General features: G+C 65.4%; 14 protein-coding genes and 1 tRNA gene. 6 read left to right on the forward strand and 9 right to left on the reverse strand.

Annotation, left to right across the window (positions count from 1 at the left end; translation table 11 throughout):
* The first annotated feature begins 6 nt into the window (after nt 1-6).
* Nucleotides 7-1,263, forward strand: a complete 1,257-nt coding sequence (locus K2W61_RS26640; RefSeq protein ID WP_236756900.1) for a tyrosine-type recombinase/integrase — start codon at nt 7-9, stop codon at nt 1,261-1,263.
* Nucleotides 1,264-1,403: 140 nt separating this feature from the next.
* Here the strand turns inward: K2W61_RS26640 and K2W61_RS26645 are convergent.
* The 9 genes from K2W61_RS26645 to leuC all read right to left on the reverse strand — a co-directional run bounded on the left by K2W61_RS26645 (nt 1,404) and on the right by leuC (nt 11,098).
* Nucleotides 1,404-1,480 (reverse strand) — tRNA-Val (locus K2W61_RS26645).
* A 233-nt stretch (nt 1,481-1,713) separates the two neighbouring features.
* Nucleotides 1,714-2,376, reverse strand: a complete 663-nt coding sequence (locus tag K2W61_RS26650) for a phosphoribosylanthranilate isomerase (protein ID WP_175134153.1) — start codon at nt 2,374-2,376, stop codon at nt 1,714-1,716.
* Between the two features lie 99 nt (nt 2,377-2,475).
* Nucleotides 2,476-3,570 (reverse strand): TRAP transporter substrate-binding protein, encoded by a 1,095-nt coding sequence (locus K2W61_RS26655; protein WP_175134152.1) that lies wholly within the window; start codon nt 3,568-3,570, stop codon nt 2,476-2,478.
* A gap of 36 nt (nt 3,571-3,606) precedes the next feature.
* Nucleotides 3,607-4,428, reverse strand: coding sequence for a tRNA pseudouridine(38-40) synthase TruA (gene truA, locus K2W61_RS26660; protein ID WP_175134151.1), 822 nt, complete (start codon nt 4,426-4,428; stop codon nt 3,607-3,609).
* Nucleotides 4,429-4,431: 3 nt separating this feature from the next.
* Entirely contained in the window at nt 4,432-6,279 is a 1,848-nt protein-coding gene (locus tag K2W61_RS26665) for a type IV pilus assembly protein FimV (RefSeq protein WP_236756902.1), read from the reverse strand.
* Nucleotides 6,280-6,545: 266 nt separating this feature from the next.
* A complete protein-coding gene (gene asd / locus K2W61_RS26670) occupies nt 6,546-7,676 on the reverse strand; it encodes an aspartate-semialdehyde dehydrogenase (protein ID WP_175141886.1) in 1,131 nt (376 codons plus the stop codon).
* A 231-nt stretch (nt 7,677-7,907) separates the two neighbouring features.
* Nucleotides 7,908-8,984 carry a 3-isopropylmalate dehydrogenase gene (leuB, locus tag K2W61_RS26675; protein WP_175134148.1) on the reverse strand — a complete coding sequence of 359 codons (1,077 nt, stop codon included), beginning with the start codon at nt 8,982-8,984 and terminating at the stop codon, nt 7,908-7,910.
* A 37-nt stretch (nt 8,985-9,021) separates the two neighbouring features.
* Entirely contained in the window at nt 9,022-9,672 is a 651-nt protein-coding gene (gene leuD, locus K2W61_RS26680; protein ID WP_175134147.1) for a 3-isopropylmalate dehydratase small subunit, read from the reverse strand.
* Nucleotides 9,673-9,694: 22 nt separating this feature from the next.
* Nucleotides 9,695-11,098 carry a 3-isopropylmalate dehydratase large subunit gene (gene leuC, locus K2W61_RS26685; RefSeq protein ID WP_236756903.1) on the reverse strand — a complete coding sequence of 468 codons (1,404 nt, stop codon included), beginning with the start codon at nt 11,096-11,098 and terminating at the stop codon, nt 9,695-9,697.
* Between the two features lie 517 nt (nt 11,099-11,615).
* On the opposite strand from leuC, the gene K2W61_RS26690 reads away from it, so the two are divergent.
* The 5 genes from K2W61_RS26690 to K2W61_RS26710 are packed head-to-tail and all read left to right on the forward strand — an operon-like array spanning nt 11,616 to nt 17,632.
* Entirely contained in the window at nt 11,616-13,127 is a 1,512-nt protein-coding gene (locus K2W61_RS26690; protein WP_175141887.1) for a TolC family outer membrane protein, read from the forward strand.
* A gap of 23 nt (nt 13,128-13,150) precedes the next feature.
* Nucleotides 13,151-13,363, forward strand: a complete 213-nt coding sequence (locus tag K2W61_RS26695; RefSeq protein ID WP_175134144.1) for a hypothetical protein — start codon at nt 13,151-13,153, stop codon at nt 13,361-13,363.
* Nucleotides 13,347-15,512, forward strand: coding sequence for a type I secretion system permease/ATPase (locus K2W61_RS26700; protein WP_419761623.1), 2,166 nt, complete (start codon nt 13,347-13,349; stop codon nt 15,510-15,512). The genes K2W61_RS26695 and K2W61_RS26700 overlap by 17 nt, the downstream gene beginning before the upstream one ends.
* Before the next feature lie 7 nt (nt 15,513-15,519).
* Nucleotides 15,520-16,956, forward strand: coding sequence for an HlyD family type I secretion periplasmic adaptor subunit (locus tag K2W61_RS26705; RefSeq protein ID WP_236756904.1), 1,437 nt, complete (start codon nt 15,520-15,522; stop codon nt 16,954-16,956).
* Nucleotides 16,957-16,975: 19 nt separating this feature from the next.
* Nucleotides 16,976-17,632: a response regulator transcription factor gene (locus K2W61_RS26710; protein ID WP_175134142.1), complete on the forward strand. Its 657-nt coding sequence runs from the start codon at nt 16,976-16,978 to the stop codon at nt 17,630-17,632.
* Nucleotides 17,633-17,657: the final 25 nt, after the last annotated feature.

The following is a 17,657-nucleotide window of genomic DNA, read 5'->3' on the forward strand; positions in this document are numbered from 1 at the left end:
GGCCACATGCCTCGCCAAGTAATTCCCCTCACCGATGCGAAATGCCGGCAGGCAAGATACAAGCCCACCGGTGGAAATCGCATATTCGATGGTGGCGGCTTGTACCTCGAAATGACGAAATCTGGCGCCAAGTTCTGGCGCATGAAGTACCGACGCCCGGGCACGAAGAAAGAGACGTCCCTGACGTTCGGGCAGTATCCCAATATGCCACTGGCTAAGGCACGCGAACAGCGCGCCGCAGCCCAGGCCCATCTGCACGCCGGGCTGGATCCGGCCGTACAGCGCGACCTTGCGCGAACAGCCGCCAAGATAGCTTCAGCCGACACGTTCGAAGTAATCGCGCAAGAGTGGCTGGCGACCCGAGTCGACCATTGGAGCCCTGCATACCTTGATCGGATGAAATCCGCCCTCAAAGCCAACGCCTATCCCTACTTCGGAAAAATGCCAATCGCCGGGGTGTCCGGCAAGCTGGTGCTGGACGCGGTCCGTCTTGTCGAACGCCGCGGTGCGCTGGAAATGGCGGCGCGGGTCCTGAGCAGCGTCGGTCAGGTGTTCCGCTACGCCGTCGGCACCGGTCGTGCGCCTGCGGACGTCACCTATGGCCTCGAGCAGTTCCTAGCGCCGAAGCCCCCGGTGGAACACCATCCGCACGTCGAGCTGACCGACCTTCCCGAACTACTACTGAGGGTGGAGGGTTATCACGGCCGGCCTGAAACTCGACTCGCCATCAAGATCATGATGCGCACCTTCGTGCGGACCAATGAACTGCGCTGGACGCAGTGGACGGAGTGGGATCGCCCCAACGCCTTGTGGACAGTCCCGCCGGATCGAATGAAAGGCACACGCCAGCAGAAGCTGAACGGGCCACCTCACCTGGTGCCGCTTTCGCGTCAGGTGCTCGCGCTGCTGGAGGAGTTGGAAGTCTATTCCGGTCGCTACGAGTTCCTATTCCCTGGAATCAGGCAGCCGGGCGCCGTCCCAATGAGTGGCGAGACAATAAACCGAGCGCTAGAGATCCTGGGCTATGGGGAGCAACAGACTGGCCACGGGTTCCGCGGCCTAGCGAGCACCATCCTGAACGAAACGGGTCGCTTTCGGGACAGGGCGATCGAAGCCCAACTGGCCCACAAGGATAAAAACAAGGTGCGCCGGGCATACAACCACGCGCAGTATCTGGAGGAGCGCCGCGAGATAATGCAGTGGTGGTCGGACTACCTGGACGAGCAGTTGTCCGGCGCTCAAAAGGCTATACCCTTACCCTGAGCATTCGTACCTCCAAACGTGCCCCGAAAACTTCCTTTGTGGCACTTGGCAGCGCTTCTCGCGCGGGAAACAAAAAAGCCGCTAAGTCATTGACCTAGCGGCTTTTTCTTTGCCGTGCTTGACAGCACTTTGCAGGAATTTGGTAGGCGGTATTGGAATCGAACCAACGACCTCCACGATGTCAACGTGGCGCTCTAACCAGCTGAGCTAACCGCCTGCAAAGAAGAAGAATTATATAGTGCTTTTTTAAACTATGCAAATCGTCTTTTCAGATTTTTTGCTGTGTTCATTGCGTGGGGTTTTATCGCCGCATCGGCCAGTTTTTTATCAGGCTATTTTTTCAGCCCGATCGCCACAGCGGTTTTACCAGTTTGGTTTCACCTGCCATTTGGCGCACTTGCCTTGCAATGCACTCACCACACGCTGCCCACTTGCACCGGCAACTTCTTCCTATTTCTTCGCGTCCGCAGCATGCACCGCAGCAACGAAGACCGAGATTCTATCAGAACTTTTTATTCCTTGCTCGACCTCGACGCCGCTACTCACATCGACCGCCCACGGCCGCACGGCCTGCACCGCGGCCGCGACGTTGTCCGGGTTCAACCCGCCCGACAAGACCAGCGGGCGCGACACCGCATCGGCCTTCACGTCGTCCAGCAAACGGTAGTCAAAACCATGGCCGCTACCGCCGTAGCCAGCGCTGTAGCTATCGAATAGCCAGGCGGCGGCCTCACCGTAGGCACGGCAATAAGTGGCCAGGCTTGCGGCCGTTTCCAGGCCGGGCGCGCCCGCGCGGAACGCGCGCAGGTAGCGGCGGCCATGGCGCGCGCACTCCTGCGGCGTTTCGTCACCGTGGAATTGCAGCAACTCGGGGCCGACTTCGTCCAGCACGGCCCGCACCTCGTGCGGCTGCGGATTCACGAACAGTGCGACCACATCAACGAACGCCGGCACCACGCGACGCAGTTGCGCGGCTCGGGTTGGCGTGACATAGCGCTTGCTCTTCGGGTAGAAGACAAAGCCGATCGCATCGACGCCCGCCGAGACGGCGGCATCGATGTCTTCTTCGCGGGTCAGCCCGCAGATCTTGATGCGTGTGCGCATGGCATTCATTGCTTGTGTCGCCCAACGCGACGAATGCGGCCAGTATAAGGGGTGAGCCCGCAACGCAGGCAGACCCAGCCCGCGCCACGCCAGCCCCAGCACCTGCGCTCAAGCGGCCGGCTGGCCGAGCGTGGCCATGAGGGAATCGAAGCTGCCCTCGGCCACGCGGAACCAGGGAATCTCCTTATCGCGAAAGGCCGCCATGCTCTCGTATAGCTTCTTGAACATCGGATCCTTGGCGCTCAATTCCTGGTAAAGCTGGAGCGCAGCCGCATGCGCGGCCTGCAGCACCGGCCTGGGAAATGCCTTGAGCTGGGCGCCGTGCTGCACCAGCCGGCGCAGGGCATCGGGATTGCCGGCATCGTACTTCGCGATCATGTTGGTGGTGGCCATCCGGCAAGCCAGCCCGAGCGCCGCCTGGTAGGACTTGGGCAGTTCGTCATACGCCTGCTGGTTCACGTAAAGCGACAATTGCAGCGTACCCGCCCACCACCCAGGGAAGTAGTAATTCCGGGCGACCTTGTAAAGCGCCAGGTTTTCGTCGTCATACGGACCGATCCAGGCCACCGCGTCGACCCCGCCCTGCTCCAGCGCCGCATAGGTGTCGGCAATGGGCAGGTCGACGGGCACCGCGCCCATGCGCGCGAGCACCTGGCGTGCAAAACCGCCAGCCTTGATCTTCAAGCCGCGCAGGTCATCCACCGTTTTGACCTCGCCCCGGAACCAGCCCCCCATCTGCGCGCCGGTGAATCCGCAGGGAAAATTCAGGATGCCATACTTGTCGAACAGCACACGCGTCAGCGCCAGGCCTTCTCCCTGCAGCATCCAGGCGTTCATCTGCCGGGTATTCAGGCCAAACGGCACCCCGGCGTCGAAGCACAACGCCGGATCGGTGTCGAAAAATCGGGTCGAAGCGGTGTGGCCGCAATCGACAACGCGTTGCTGCACGGCATCCAACACCTGGCCAGCGTCCACCAGCTCGCCAGCCGAAAAGACCTCGATGCGAAACTTGTCGTCGGTGACGTCGGCGACATAGCGCGCCACGTCTTGCGCGCCGGCGAACAGGGTCGGCGACTCATTGGGGAAACTCGACGCCAACCGCCACGACACCGGCGCAGCCTCCTGCGCATGAACCGGGGCAGCGATCACTGCGCCGCTGGCGGCACCCAGGGCGGTTCGCTTCAAAAACGCGCGGCGTTGCATGAGACAGGCCTCCATTGGGCGCCGGCACCCGGCCGGCTAGATCCGGCTAGCTGCCGGCTGGGTAAATGGCGAGAGCAACACCGCCCCGCCATCCAGCTCGTCCAGGCCGAACTCGTCCGGATAGTCGATGGCCGACAGGTACAGGCCATCGGGAGAAAACGTGGGCGCGCCACGCCTGCGGTCGCGCCAGGACAGCAACTGCGCCATCCAGTCGACCGACTCGCGGCCCTGCCCGATCTGCAGCAGCGCCCCCATGATATTGCGCACCATGTGATGCAGGAAAGCATTGGCCCGCAGCGTGAACACCAGGAAGGCGCCGCGTTCGTCGATGTCCAGTTGGTGCATGACACGCACCGGATGCCTGGCCTGGCATTGCGAGGAACGGAAACTGGAAAAGTCGTGCTCGCCCAGCAGGGCGCGTGCCGCCAGGCGCATGGCATCGACATCCAGCGGCTGGTGGCACCAGCCGGCGCGACCGGCCCACAAGGCGGGGCGCACGCGGCCGCGCCACAATAGATAGACGTAGGTACGGGCCCGGGCCGAAAAGCGGGCATGAAAATCGTCAGGCACCGCTTTGGCCCACTGCACGGAAATGCTGGGGGGCAGGAACGCGTTCACGCCCCGGACCCAGGACTCCATGCGCCGCGCCAATGGCGTATCCAGATGAATCACCTGCATCGCGCCATGCACACCGGTATCCGTGCGGCCGGCGCAGATGGTGGGTACAGCCTCCGTCACGCCGCAGAATTGCGCCAGGGCGGTTTCCAACGTGTCCTGCACCGTCTGCCGGTGCGGCTGGGTCTGCCAGCCCTGCCAGGCGGAGCCGTCATACGCCAGCCCCATTGCAACTCTGGACATTGCTCAGATCCGGGAACTGCCCGCCGGGCGCGGTTCGTCCGTGGGCGGTTGATCGAGATCGAGATTGATGGCGTCGAGCTTGCGATTCAGCGCCGCCGTATCGAGCGCCGGCTCGTTGTAGTCATAGGTTTCCTCATCGTCATCGCCGCGGCGGGCGCCTGCGCGCCGCAACAGCCACGCAATGGCGAAGGCGATCAGCGCCAGCACGGCGGTGACGATGATGAGCAGATTGTCGGCCAACCAGGCCGGCATGGAAGAAGTCAAATCCTTATCCTTGTTCTGGGCCGCCGCGGCTCCCGCGGCGGCCTTGTCTTGTTGCGTGGCGGCGATCGACGCTCCCGGGGCGCCCGGCGTACCGGAAGCCCCCGCGGTACCTGCGGCGCCCGTGGCACCCGAAGCACCTGCGGCCCCCGAAGCACCCGCGGCACCCGAAGCACCTGCGGCACCCGAAGCACCTGCGGCACCCGGAGCACTTGCGGCCCCCGAAGCACCCGCGGCACCCGGCGCACCTGCGGCACCCGGCGCACCTGCGGCACCCGGAGCACCTGCGGCACCCGAAGCACCTGCGGCACCCGGAGCACCCGCGGCACCCGGAGCACCCGCGGCACCCGGAGCACCTGCGGCACTCGGAGCACCTGCGGCACCCGGCGCACCCGCGGCACCCGCCGCACCCGGAGCACCTGAGACACTCGGCGCACCCGCGGCACCCGGAGCACCCGCGGCACCTGCGGCACCCGCAGCACCTGCGGCACCCGGGGCGCCCGAAGCACCCGCTGCGCCTGCGGCCCCTGGCGTACCCGGACTGCCCGCCGCACCCTGTTCGGCCACGGCCTTGTTCAATTCACTGACGTTGCTCTCCAGCTGATTCACGCGGCCCTGCGCATCCGCCATCGCGCGCTCGTTGGAGACGCGCTGGTCGCCCTGCGCTTCGGCCTGCGCCGCGGCAGCGCCCTGGGCCTGCCCGGAGGACAGGCGCACCCGATCCTGCGGCTGCGTGGCCGTGGCCACACCCGTATCACCGGGCCGGGTCACGGTGCCCGAGCTGGCGTCCTGGCCCTTGACCACGGCGGGATTGGCGCCAGCCGCCGCCCCCAGACGGGCGCGATAGCGGGCGAAGGCCTCGGCATGTTCGTTGAAAATCCGCCGCGCTTCGGCCGGATCGATCGCGCGCACCGTGGCGGCATCGGGGATCGCCAGCTTGCGACCGGCCCGCACCAGATTCATATTGTTCTGGATGAAGGCATCGGGATTGGCGCGCCACAGCGCCACCAGCATCTGGTAGACCGAGGCGTTGGGCACCGCGTTGCGTCGCGCAATGGCGAACAGCGTGTCGCCCGATTTCACGTTGACCGAGCCGGAGCTGCCCCCCGTCCGCCCCGGCTCGCCCACCGCCGCCGGCGTGACGTCGGCGCCGGCGCCGCGCAGCGGCACCAGGATGCTGACCTGGACCTGCCGCTGGCCGGAACTGGAACTGATATCCAGCAACAGATCGACCGCGCCGCCGGCCGGCGCCTGAGTCGACCGCACCCGCAGGTTCTTGCGGGTTGGGTCCATGCCGTCCTCGACCCGCACCACCAGGCTGGCCAGCGGCGCGGGCGGTTTCAGGCCCGCGCGCTGCCAGGCCGCCTCGTCGGCCACCGACACGCGCAGCGACGCCAATTCGTCGGGAGACAGTTCCTGCAGCCCGACCAGCGCCTGCAACGGCGCGCCCGGCGCCGACACGACCCGCGAGTGTCCGATTCGCATCGCCAACGCCGGGCTGCAAGCGCCCGCGCCGATGGCCAGCGCGACCGCCCACTGCAGGGCCTTCAAACGGCGGGCATGCTTCACTTGGCGCGAACGCTGGGTCATAAGCTGGAATTCCGTTCTTGTCGTCGAATAATCGGGCGCGGGCTGTTCGTGGCGATCGCGTGAGAACAAGCCTCAATTCACCGGAAAAGTGTAATGGATCGAGCGCGTTTCACAAACCTGAAAGGCGCATCGGCGTTGGCTGGCGGGCACATTGCCAGCCGCATCCGAGGCGCTGGCCGTCCCGGCGCAAACGACAAAGGCACCCGCGGGTGCCTTTGTGGATGCGATCCTGTCGCCACCGGGCGGCCCGTGCCGCCCGCCAGGCCTCAGGCTTCGGCCAGCGCGATGCGCAGCATGCGGCGCAGCGGCTCGGCGGCGCCCCACAGCAACTGGTCGCCGACGGTGAAAGCGCTGAGGTACTGCGGGCCCATCGACATCTTGCGCAGGCGGCCCACCGGAATATCCAGGGTGCCCGTGACCGCGACCGGGGTCAGGTCGCGGATGGTATCTTCCTTGGTGTTGGGAATCACCTTGGCCCACTGCGTGCCCTGGGCGATCAGCCCTTCGATCTCGTCCAGCGGCAGGTCGCGCTTGAGCTTGATGGTCAGCGCCTGGCTGTGGCAGCGCATCGCGCCGATGCGCACGCACAGGCCGTCGATCGGCGTCGCGGGCGTGCCGAAGGCGGCGCCGCGACCGAGGATCTTGTTGGTCTCGACCTCGCCCTTCCACTCTTCCTTGGACATGCCGTTGCCCAGGTCCTTGTCGATCCAGGGGATCAGACTGCCGCCCAGCGGCACGCCGAAGTGCTCGTGGGGCAGCGCCTCGTCCTTCTGCTTGGCCAGGATGCCGCGATCGATTTCCAGGATGGCCGAGGCCGGGTCGTCCAGCAGCGGCTTGACGGCGTGGTTCAGTTCGCCGAACTGGGTCAGCAGCTCGCGCATGTGCTGCGCGCCGCCGCCGGAAGCAGCCTGGTAGGTCATGGTGGTCATCCACTCGACCAGGTCATTGTTGAACAGGCCGGCCAGGCCCATCAACATGCAGCTGACCGTGCAGTTGCCGCCGACGAAGTTGCGCACGCCGCGCTTGAGCGCGGCGTCGATCACGGGACGGTTGACCGGGTCCAGCACGATGATGGCGTCATCGGCCATGCGCAGCGTGCTGGCGGCGTCGATCCAGATGCCGTTCCAGCCCGCGCCACGCAGCTTCGGGTAGACCTCGGAGGTGTAATCGCCACCTTGCGCCGTCACGATGATCGGCAGTTTTTTCAGAGCGTCGATGTCGTAGGCGTCTTGCAGCGGGCCCGCGCCAGTCGCCCAAGTGGGGGCGGCGCCGCCAGCGTTGCTGGTGGAGAAAAACACCGGTTCGATCAGTGCGAAGTCGTTCTCGTCGCGCATGCGTTGCATGAGCACCGAGCCGACCATACCGCGCCAGCCGACAAGGCCTACTGCTTGATTCATTTCAATCGCTCTTTAAAGGGGGTGACAAGGTGTGGTGAAAAAACGTGCAACAACCCAACAATTTATCAGAATGCACGCGTAGATGTTGCGGCGCACCTGGAAAAAACGGGGCCACCATCAGTGCCACCCCGCTTTCGCAGCGCGCCGGCAACGACGGCATGCAAAGGGGCCGCCCGGCGGGCGGCCCCTGGAAATCGGGACCGCGCCGCAAGGGCGCGCCCCTTGCATGCGTCAGGCCAGGGCTTTGAGGACGGCGTCGCCCATGCCCGAAGTGCTGACCTTGGTGGTGCCCGGCTCGAAGATATCGGCGGTGCGCAGGCCATCGGCCAGCACCCGACGCACGGCAGCCTCGATGCGGTCGGCCTGCGGCGCCAGGTTCAGCGAGTAGCGCAGCAGCATGGCGGCCGACAGGATAGTCGCCAGCGGATTGGCGATGCCCTGGCCGGCGATGTCGGGAGCCGAGCCGTGGCTGGGCTCGTACAGGCCCTGGCCGCCGGCGTTCAGCGAGGCCGACGGCAGCATGCCGATGGAGCCCGTCAACATGGCGGCCTCGTCCGACAGGATGTCGCCGAACAGGTTGCCGGTGACGATCACGTCGAACTGGCGCGGGTTGCGCACCAGCTGCATGGCGGCGTTGTCGACGTACATGTGCGACAGCTCGACGTCCGGATAGTCGCGCGCCACTTCGATGACGATGTCGCGCCAGAACTGCGAGGTCTCGAGCACGTTGGCCTTGTCGACGCTGCACAGCTTCTTGTTGCGCTTCTTGGCGGATTCGAAGCCGATGCGGGCGATGCGGCGTACTTCCGATTCGGCGTAACGCATCGTGTCGTAGCCTTCGCGTTCGCCGCTGAAGGCGCCGTCCGGCGATGCGCGCACGCCGCGCGGCGTGCCGAAATAGATGTCGCCGGTCAGTTCGCGGATGATCAGGATGTCCAGGCCGGACACGATCTCGGGCTTGAGCGACGAGGCGCTGGCCAACTCGGGATAGAGGATCGCCGGACGCAGGTTGGCGAACAGGCCGAGCGCCTTGCGCAGGCCCAGGATGGCCTGCTCGGGACGGAATTCACGCGGCAGGCTGTCGTACTTCCAGTCGCCGACGGCGCCGAACAGCACGGCGTGCGATTCCTTGGCCAGCTTCAGCGTGGCCGGGGGCAGCGGGTGCTCGAACTCGTCGAAGGCGGCGCCGCCAACGGCGGCCTGCTTGATGTCGAACGGCACGTCCAGCGCCTGCAGGACGCGCACGGCCTGTTCGACGATTTCGGGGCCGATGCCGTCACCCGGCAAGACTGCGATGTTGTGAGTCATGGAAAAAACGGTCCTGTGGTCGGTATGAAGGGTCGGGTCAGGCGATCGGCCGGCTTTCCAGCCAGGGATGGCGGGCCAGGCGTTCGGCCTCGAAGGCGCGGATCTTGTCGGCGTGGCGCAGGGTCAGGCCGATGTCGTCGAAGCCGTTGAGCAGGCAGTACTTACGGAACGGCTCGATGTCGAACTTCATCGCGCGGCCATCAGGCGTCACCACCACCTGACGGTCCAGGTCGATATTGAGCTTGTAGGCCGGGAATGCCTTCACTTCGTCGAACAGCCGGGCCACTTCGAGCTCGGACAGCACGATCGGCAGCAGGCCGTTCTTGAAGCTGTTGTTGAAGAAGATGTCGGCGTAGGACGGCGCGATGATGGCGCGGAAACCGAACTGCGTCAGCGCCCAGGGCGCGTGCTCGCGGCTCGAACCGCAGCCGAAGTTCTTGCGCGCCAGCAGCACCGAGGCGCCCTGGTAGCGCGGCTGGTTCAGCACGAAATCGGGGTTGAGCGGACGCTTGCTGTTGTCCATGCCCGGTTCGCCGTGGTCCAGGTAGCGCAGCTCGTCGAACAGGTTCGGGCCGAAGCCGGTGCGCTTGATGGACTTGAGGAACTGCTTCGGGATGATGAGGTCCGTGTCGACGTTTTCGCGGTCGAGCGGAGCCACCAGGCCTTCGTGAGTGGTAAATGCTTGCATGATGTCGGTACTCGGTGGGCGCTTAACGGAACGTGCGGACGTCGACGAAATGGCCGGCCACGGCGGCGGCGGCGGCCATCGCCGGGCTGACCAGGTGGGTGCGGCCGCCCTGGCCCTGGCGGCCTTCGAAGTTGCGGTTCGAGGTCGAGGCGCAGCGCTCGCCGGGCTCGAGCCGGTCGGCATTCATGGCCAGGCACATCGAGCAGCCCGGCTCGCGCCATTCGAAGCCCGCCTCGATGAAGATCTTGTCCAGGCCTTCACGCTCGGCCTGCTGCTTGACCAGCCCGGAGCCCGGCACCACCATGGCCTGGCGCACGTTGGAGGCCACGCACTTGCCGCGCGCCACGACGGCAGCGGCGCGCAGGTCCTCGATGCGCGAGTTGGTGCAGGAACCGATGAAGACACGGTCGACGCGGATGTCGGTCAGCGGCGTATTGGGCTTGAGCCCCATGTATTCCAGCGCGCGTTCCATGCCGCTGCGACGCACGTCGTCTTTTTCGCGATCGGGGTCCGGCACGCGCGCGTCGACCGGCAGCACCATTTCGGGCGAGGTGCCCCAGGTGACCTGCGGCTTGATGTCGCGGGCGTTGACCTCCACCACCGTGTCGAACCTGGCGCCTTCGTCGGTGTGCAGCGTGCGCCAGTAGCCCACGGCCTGGTCCCACAACACGCCGGACGGCGCGAACGGGCGGCCACGGAAGTATTCGATGGTCTTGTCGTCGACGGCGACCATGCCGGAGCGGGCGCCGGCCTCGATGGCCATGTTGCAGACCGTCATGCGGCCTTCGACCGACAGCGCGCGGATGGTGCTGCCGGCGAACTCGATGGCGTGGCCGGTACCGCCGGCGGTGCCGATGATGCCGATGATGTGCAGGACCACGTCCTTGGCCGTACAGCCGAACGGCAGTTCGCCCTCGACCTTGATCAGCATGCTCTTGGCCTTCTTCATGAGCAGCGTCTGCGTGGCCAGCACGTGTTCCACCTCGGACGTGCCGATGCCGAACGCCAGTGCGCCCAGCGCGCCGTGCGTGCTGGTATGCGAGTCGCCACAGACCACAGTCATGCCCGGCAGGGTCGCGCCCTGCTCCGGCCCGATCACGTGGACGATGCCCTGGCGCAGGTCGTTCATGCGGAATTCGGTGATGCCGTATTTGTCGCAATTGGCGTCGAGCGTGTCGACCTGCAGGCGCGAGATCGGATCGTCGATACCCTGGGCGCGGTTCAGCGTCGGCACGTTGTGGTCGGCGACCGCCAGGTTGGCGCCATTGCGCCACGGCTTGCGGCCGGCCATGGCCAAGCCTTCGAAGGCCTGCGGGCTGGTCACTTCGTGCAGCAGGTGGCGATCGATATAGAGCAGACAGGTACCGTCTGATTCCTGGTGGACGATGTGGGCGTCCCAGAGTTTGTCGTAAAGGGTTTGGGCCATGGATGCGCTCTGCAAATAGACAAATCCGGCTGGTGCCTGACGCGGGGCCCGCAATGGGCCTCGCCGCCGGCCGCTGCGGCATGAAGGCGATTATGCCCACGCTCTCAACCTAGTACAACCACACCAAACATACTAGTACCAACACTACCATGGTGCCACGCTCCTCGCCTGACGGCACAGCCGTGTGACGCTGGCAATAGCGCCAAAATCCGGATAATCAAAAAACCACATCGAAAAAAACAATTTCTATACAAAAGACGTAACCGGATATAATCGCGTTTCAATGTGGCAAAGCAGAAACCGAAATAGTGTGCAATAAAACGCATCAATGGTTTTTGATTAATCCGTCCATATTGAATTTCGTATAAATCACGTCATTTTTCGTGATCTATTGCGGAATAAATTCCGACGGGCCGGCAAATTCCGTCAAGACTTTACAAACCTTGACTCGCCAATTCTGACATTTGCAAACAATATGCCGGCTATGAATCCCACACTTGACTCGCGAATAATCCCTATGGCTTCGTTTCTGCTTAAAACCACGGTTTCCGCCCTGGCCTTTGCGTTCGTTCCCGCCACGTTTGCCCAACAGCCGGCAGCGGTGGATTCCAGCTCCCCCGCTCCCGGTACCACCACCCTGAACCAGATCGTCGAGCAGACCCTGCTCAGCAATCCGGAAATCCAGGCCAAGTACCATGACTTCCAGGCTTCGCTGGAAGGCCAGGCGGTGGCGCGCGGTGCATTCTTCCCGCAAGTCAACGCGATCGGCTACGTCGGCCGTGAATACCGCAACAACGTGCCCGGTGTGGGGTCGCAGAACTGGAACCGCCCCGGTTACAACTTCGAATTGCGCCAGCTTATTTTCGACGGCTTCCGCACCAGCAACGACGTCAAGCAGGCCGGTTTCGACAAACTGGCGCGCTTCTATGATGTGCTGGCCACCAGCGACAGCACCGCCCTGGCCGCGGTGCAGGCCTATATCGACCTGCAGCGCTATCGCGACATGGAGCTGCTGGCCCGCCAGAATTATTCGCTGCACGAGGAAACCCTCAAGCAGATCGGCCAGCGCGCCGAGTCCGGCGTCGGCCGACGCGTCGACCTGGAACAGGCCGGCGGCCGTCTGGCGCTGGCCCAGACCAACCTGATGACCGAAACCACCAACCTGCTGGACGTGCAGCAGCGCTTCCAGCGCGTCACCGGAGCCCTGCCGCCCGAGTCGATGCAGCCGGTGCCCGACATATCCGACAAGCTGCCGACCAAACCCGGCAACTTCAATGAGTCGCTGCGCCGCAATCCCAGCTTCCTGTCCAAACAGGCCGCATTGCAGGCGGCGGAAGCCGGCGTAGCCTCATCCAAGGGCGCGTTCTCGCCCAAGTTCGAGTTCGTCGCCGCCACCGGCCGCGACCAGAACGACCCCACGCCGGAGAACCGCAATATCCGCAGTTCCAGCGTCCAGCTGGTCATGAACTACAACCTGTACCGCGGCGGCGCCGATTCGGCGCGGGTGCGCCAGACGGCCGCCCAGTCTTACGCCGCCCGCGACGTCCGCGACTACACCTGCCGTAACGTGCAGCAGGACCTGGCCGTGGCCTGGAACAACGTCACCAGCCTGCAGGAAAAGCTGCCGTTCCTGCGCGACCACGAAATGGCCACGGCCAAGGTGCGCGACGCCTACCGCCAGCAATTCCAGATCGGCCAGCGCACCCTGCTCGACCTGCTCAACACCGAGAACGAGTTGTTCGAATCGCGCCGCGCCTTGACCAATGCCATCTATGACCTCAGGCTGGCGCAGTATCGCTGGCTGGCGCTTTCGCATAAGCTGCTGCCAGCGCTCTCACTGCAGCCGGCGCGCAACGAAATGCCCGAGGAAAACGGCAAGCTGGTGGTGTCCGACGACGTCATCCGCCTGTGCAATTCCACGGTGCCCGATTCGGCGCGGCTGACGCCGGTGCGTGTGCAGTACAACGAAGGCACCCTGCCGCCCACGCTGGTGCCGCTGAACGCGCCCGCCACCCAGGCCCGCCCCTGACGCGGCGCGCGCAAGGAGGCCATATGGCTACTGAGGACAACGACTTTTCACGGTTGGATGCGGACTTTGTCCGCGTGTTGGAAGACTTGATCGATGCCTTGATCGCCAATGGCACCTTGCGCATGACGGACCTGCCGGTACAGGCCCAGCAAAAACTCACCCAGCGCAAGCAACAGCGCGCGCGCCTCTCGGAGCATCTGGACCTGCTGGATGACGATGATGGACAAGTTATCTGACGCCGCCGCCCGCGAGTGGCGCGCCGACGCTCGCGCCGCGCACGACGACCCGTTGCTGGATTGCCTGGTCGAGATCACGCGGCTGCATGGCGTGGCGGCCACCGCGCAGGCGCTGACTGCCGGCCTGCCCCTGGAAGAGCACCGGCTGACGCCGGCGTTGCTGCCGCGGGCCGCGGCGCGCGCGCAATTGTCGGCGCGGGTGGTCAAGCGCCCGCTGGAAGGCCTGCCGTCAGACCTGCTGCCGGCCATCCTGCTGCTCAACGGCGAACGCGCCTGCCTGCTGCTCAAGAAAGACGGCGACACCTGTGTGATCAGCCATCCCGAATTGGGCGGCAGCGCCGTCGAGATGAGCGCGGCCGAGTTGGACGCGCAATACACGGGCCTGGTGTGCTTCGTGCGCCCGCAATTCCGCTTCGACGCGCGCGCGCCGGAAGTGACCAAGGTGCGCGAGCGCCATTGGTTCTGGGCCGCCATCATGGAAAACCGGCGCCTGTACCGCGACGCGCTCATCGCCGCCCTGCTGATCAACATCTTCGCCATGGCGATGCCGCTGTTCACCATGAACGTGTACGACCGCGTGGTGCCCAACAACGCCGTCGAGACGCTATGGGTGCTGGCGCTGGGTATCACGCTGGTGGTGATCTTCAACATGATCCTGAGCACGGCGCGCTCGCACGTGGTCGACAGCGCCAGCAAGCGCGTCGACGTGCGGCTGTCGGCGCAGATCATGGAACGGGTGCTGGACCTGCGCCTGGAAGGCCGGCCGGTCTCGGTCGGCTCGTTCGCCGCCAACCTGCGCTCGTTCGAGTCGATCCGCGATTTCATCGCCTCGGCCACCATCACCACCCTGGTGGACCTGCCCTTCATCCTGCTGTTCCTGGCGGCACTGGCGTGGGTATCGCCGTGGCTGGTGCTGCCGCCGGTGGTGGCGATCGTGCTGATCCTGGTGGTGTCGCTGGCGGCCCAGGCGCGCATGGAGGCGCTGACGATGGCGTCGTTCCAGGCCTCGTCGCAACGCAACGCCACCCTGGTCGAGGCGCTGACCGGGCTGGAAGCGGTCAAGACCCTCAATGCCCAGGGCGCGATCCAGCGCAATTGGGAACGCTCCACCGAGTTCATCGCCCAGACCGGCGGCAAGCTCAAACTGATCTCCTCGTCCACCGTCGGCTTCGTGCAGGCGGTGCAGCAATTGGTGTCGATCTCGGTGGTGATCATCGGCGTGTACCTGGCGCAGGAATCGGCCCTGTCGATGGGCGGCATCATCGCCGCCTCGATGATCGCCGGGCGCTGCCTGGCGCCGCTGGGCCAGGTGGCCGGCCTGCTGATGCAGTACCAGAACGCCCGCACCTCGCTTGGATCGATCGACAGCTATATGAATCTGCCGATCGAGCGCCCGGCCGAGGCCGAGTTCCTGCACCGCCCGGTGTTCCATGGGGCGCTGGAGTTCCGCGACGTCAGCTTCACCTACCCGGGCAGCACCCAGCCGGTCCTCAAGAAAGTCTCCTTCAAGCTCAAACCGGGCGAAAAGGTCGGCATCATCGGCCGCATCGGCTCGGGCAAGACCACCCTGGAAAAGCTGGCGCTGGCGCTGTACCAGCCGACCGAAGGCGCGGTCTTGCTGGACGGCGTGGACGTGCGCCAGATCGACCCGGCCGACGTGCGCCGCGCCATCGGCCACGTGCCGCAGGACCCGCTGCTGTTCTACGGCAGCCTCAAGCACAACCTGGCCATGGGCGCACCCTACGCCGATGATGCCAGCATCCTGGCCGCCGCCAACTTGGCTGGCGTGACCGAATTCGCCAACCTGCATCCCAACGGCTTCGACATGCTCATCGGCGAGCGTGGCGAGTCGCTGTCCGGAGGCCAACGCCAGTCGGTGGCGGTGGCGCGCGCGCTGATCAACGATCCGCCCATCCTGCTGCTGGACGAACCCAGCAGCAACATGGACCACCAGAGCGAGGCGCAACTGCGCCGCCGCCTGGGCGAAGCCAGCGCCAACAAGACCATCCTGCTGGTCACCCACCGCACCGCCCTGCTGGATCTGGTCGACCGCCTGATCGTCATCGATAACGGCCACATCGTGGCCGATGGCCCCAAGGAACAGGTCGTCGAAGCCCTGCGCCAGGGTCGCGTCGGACGCGGGAGCTGAGAGCCGCATGGACAATACCACCGCCATCCAGAAACCCGCTGCTTCCCGGCCCGGCCTGCTCAAGCGGCTGTGGCTCAAGCTGCGCGGCGTCTTCATCTATTTCTTCGACCGGCTGCTCGACGGCGCCGAAAAGGGCAAACCCAAGGCGCGCACCGATTACGTCGGCAACGCCGAATGGGTCATCCACGAATCCCAGGCGCGAGGCGCCCGCGTGCTGCTGTGGGCCAGCCTGCTGGCCGTGCTGCTGTTGCTGCTGTGGGCGGGTTTCGGCTACATCGACGAGGTCGTGCGCGGCGAAGGCAAAGTGGTGCCGTCGCGCCAGGTGCAGATCATCCAGAGCCTGGACGGCGGCATCGTCGAGGAAATCCTGGTCAAGCCGGGCCAGGAGGTCGAGGCCGGGCAGATCCTGCTCAAGCTCGACCCCACCCGCTTCGCCTCGTCGCTGGGGGAAAACAACGCCGAATACCTGTCGCTGCTGGCCAAGTCCGCGCGGCTGAAGGCACTGGCGACCGGCGAGCCGTTCGTCGCGCCCGAAGAGGTGTTGAAGCAGGCGCCTGGCCTGGTCGAAATGGAACGCAACGCCTGGCAGGCCCGCACCACCGAACTGAACGCCACCGTCAATGTGGCCCGCGAACAGCTCAAGCAGCGCCAGGAAGAGCTGCGCGAAACCATCGCCAAGCGCGACCAGGCCTCGACCAGTTGCAGCCTGACCTCGCGCGAGCTGCAGGTGACCCGGCCGCTGCTCAAGAGTGGCGCGGTGTCCGAGGTGGATCTGCTGCGCCTGCAGCGCGACGTGGCGCGCTACTGCGGCGAACAGAAAGGCGCCGAGGCCCAGATCGGCCGCATCGAGGCGTCGATCAAGGAAGCCCAGAGCAAGATCGAGGAATCCGAGCTGAATATCCGCAACCAGGCCCGCAACGAGCTGTCCGAGACCAACACCAAGCTGTCAACGTTGCGCCAGGGCAAGCTGGCCCTGGCCGACCGCGTAAAACTGGCGGAAGTGCGGGCGCCGGTGCGCGGCACGGTCAAGACGCTGTTCAACAACACCGTCGGCGGCGTGGTGCAGCCAGGCAAGGACATCATCGAGATCGTGCCCAAGGACGACACCCTGCTGCTCGAGGTGCGCATCCTGCCGCGCGACATCGGCTTCCTGCACCCCGACCAGAAGGCCGAGGTCAAGTTCACCGCCTACGACTTCGCCATCTATGGCGGGCTGGAAGGCAAGGTCGAGCAGATCGGCGCCGACACCGTGACCGACGAGAAAGGCAATTCCTATTACGTGGTGCGGGTCCGCACGGACCGCAGCACGGTGGGCGACAAGAACCTGCCCATCATTCCCGGGATGGTGGCCGAAGTCCACATCCTGACCGGCAAGCGCACCGTGCTGCAATACCTGCTCAAGCCGGTGCTGCGCGCGAAGGCCAATGCTTTCACCGAGCGTTAGAGGAGAGCGAGAAGGCATTATGAAATCCGTTCCCGTCCTGTTGATTACGCACGACGACCTGCTGTGGCAGCATTGGCGCGCGCTGGACCCGGTGCGCTGGCTCGCGGCCCGCGGACGCGGCCTGGCGGACCTGCAACGCTGGCGCGAACAGGGCCGCATGCTGGTGGTGCTGGACAGCGACCTGCCGCGGCTGCCGTCCTGGCATGACCCTGCCTGGCAGGCCCAGTTCGCCGGCCTGCGGGTGGTAGTGGCCAGCCCCAGCCCCAATGACGAACAGGGCACCCAGGTCCTGGGCGCCGGCGCGTTGGGTTATTGCCACAGTTATGCCCCCGCCACGGCCCTGTCGCAGGCGCTCGAGGTGGTTGCCTCCGGGGGTATCTGGATGGGACGCTCGCTGGTCACCCGCCTGCTGCGGCTGGTGTCCGAGCGGGCCCAGGATTCCCGCTCATGGGACAACGGCCTGCTGACCGAGCGCGAAGTCACCGTGGCGCGCTATGCCGCCAGCGGCCAATCCAACGCCCAGATCGCCGACGCCCTGGGCATCACCGAACGCACCGTCAAGGCGCACCTGTCGGCGGTCTTCGACAAGCTCGAGGTCACCGACCGCCTGCAACTGGCGCTGCGCGTCCACGGCATTTCGGCATCGGCCGACGCGCGCAGCCAAATTCCCTCCTGAACCTGTCCTTGAGGACAATACCGCC

It is taken from the genome of Achromobacter pulmonis (assembly GCF_021733725.1).
Taxonomy (GTDB): Bacteria; Pseudomonadota; Gammaproteobacteria; order Burkholderiales; family Burkholderiaceae_B; genus Achromobacter; species Achromobacter pulmonis.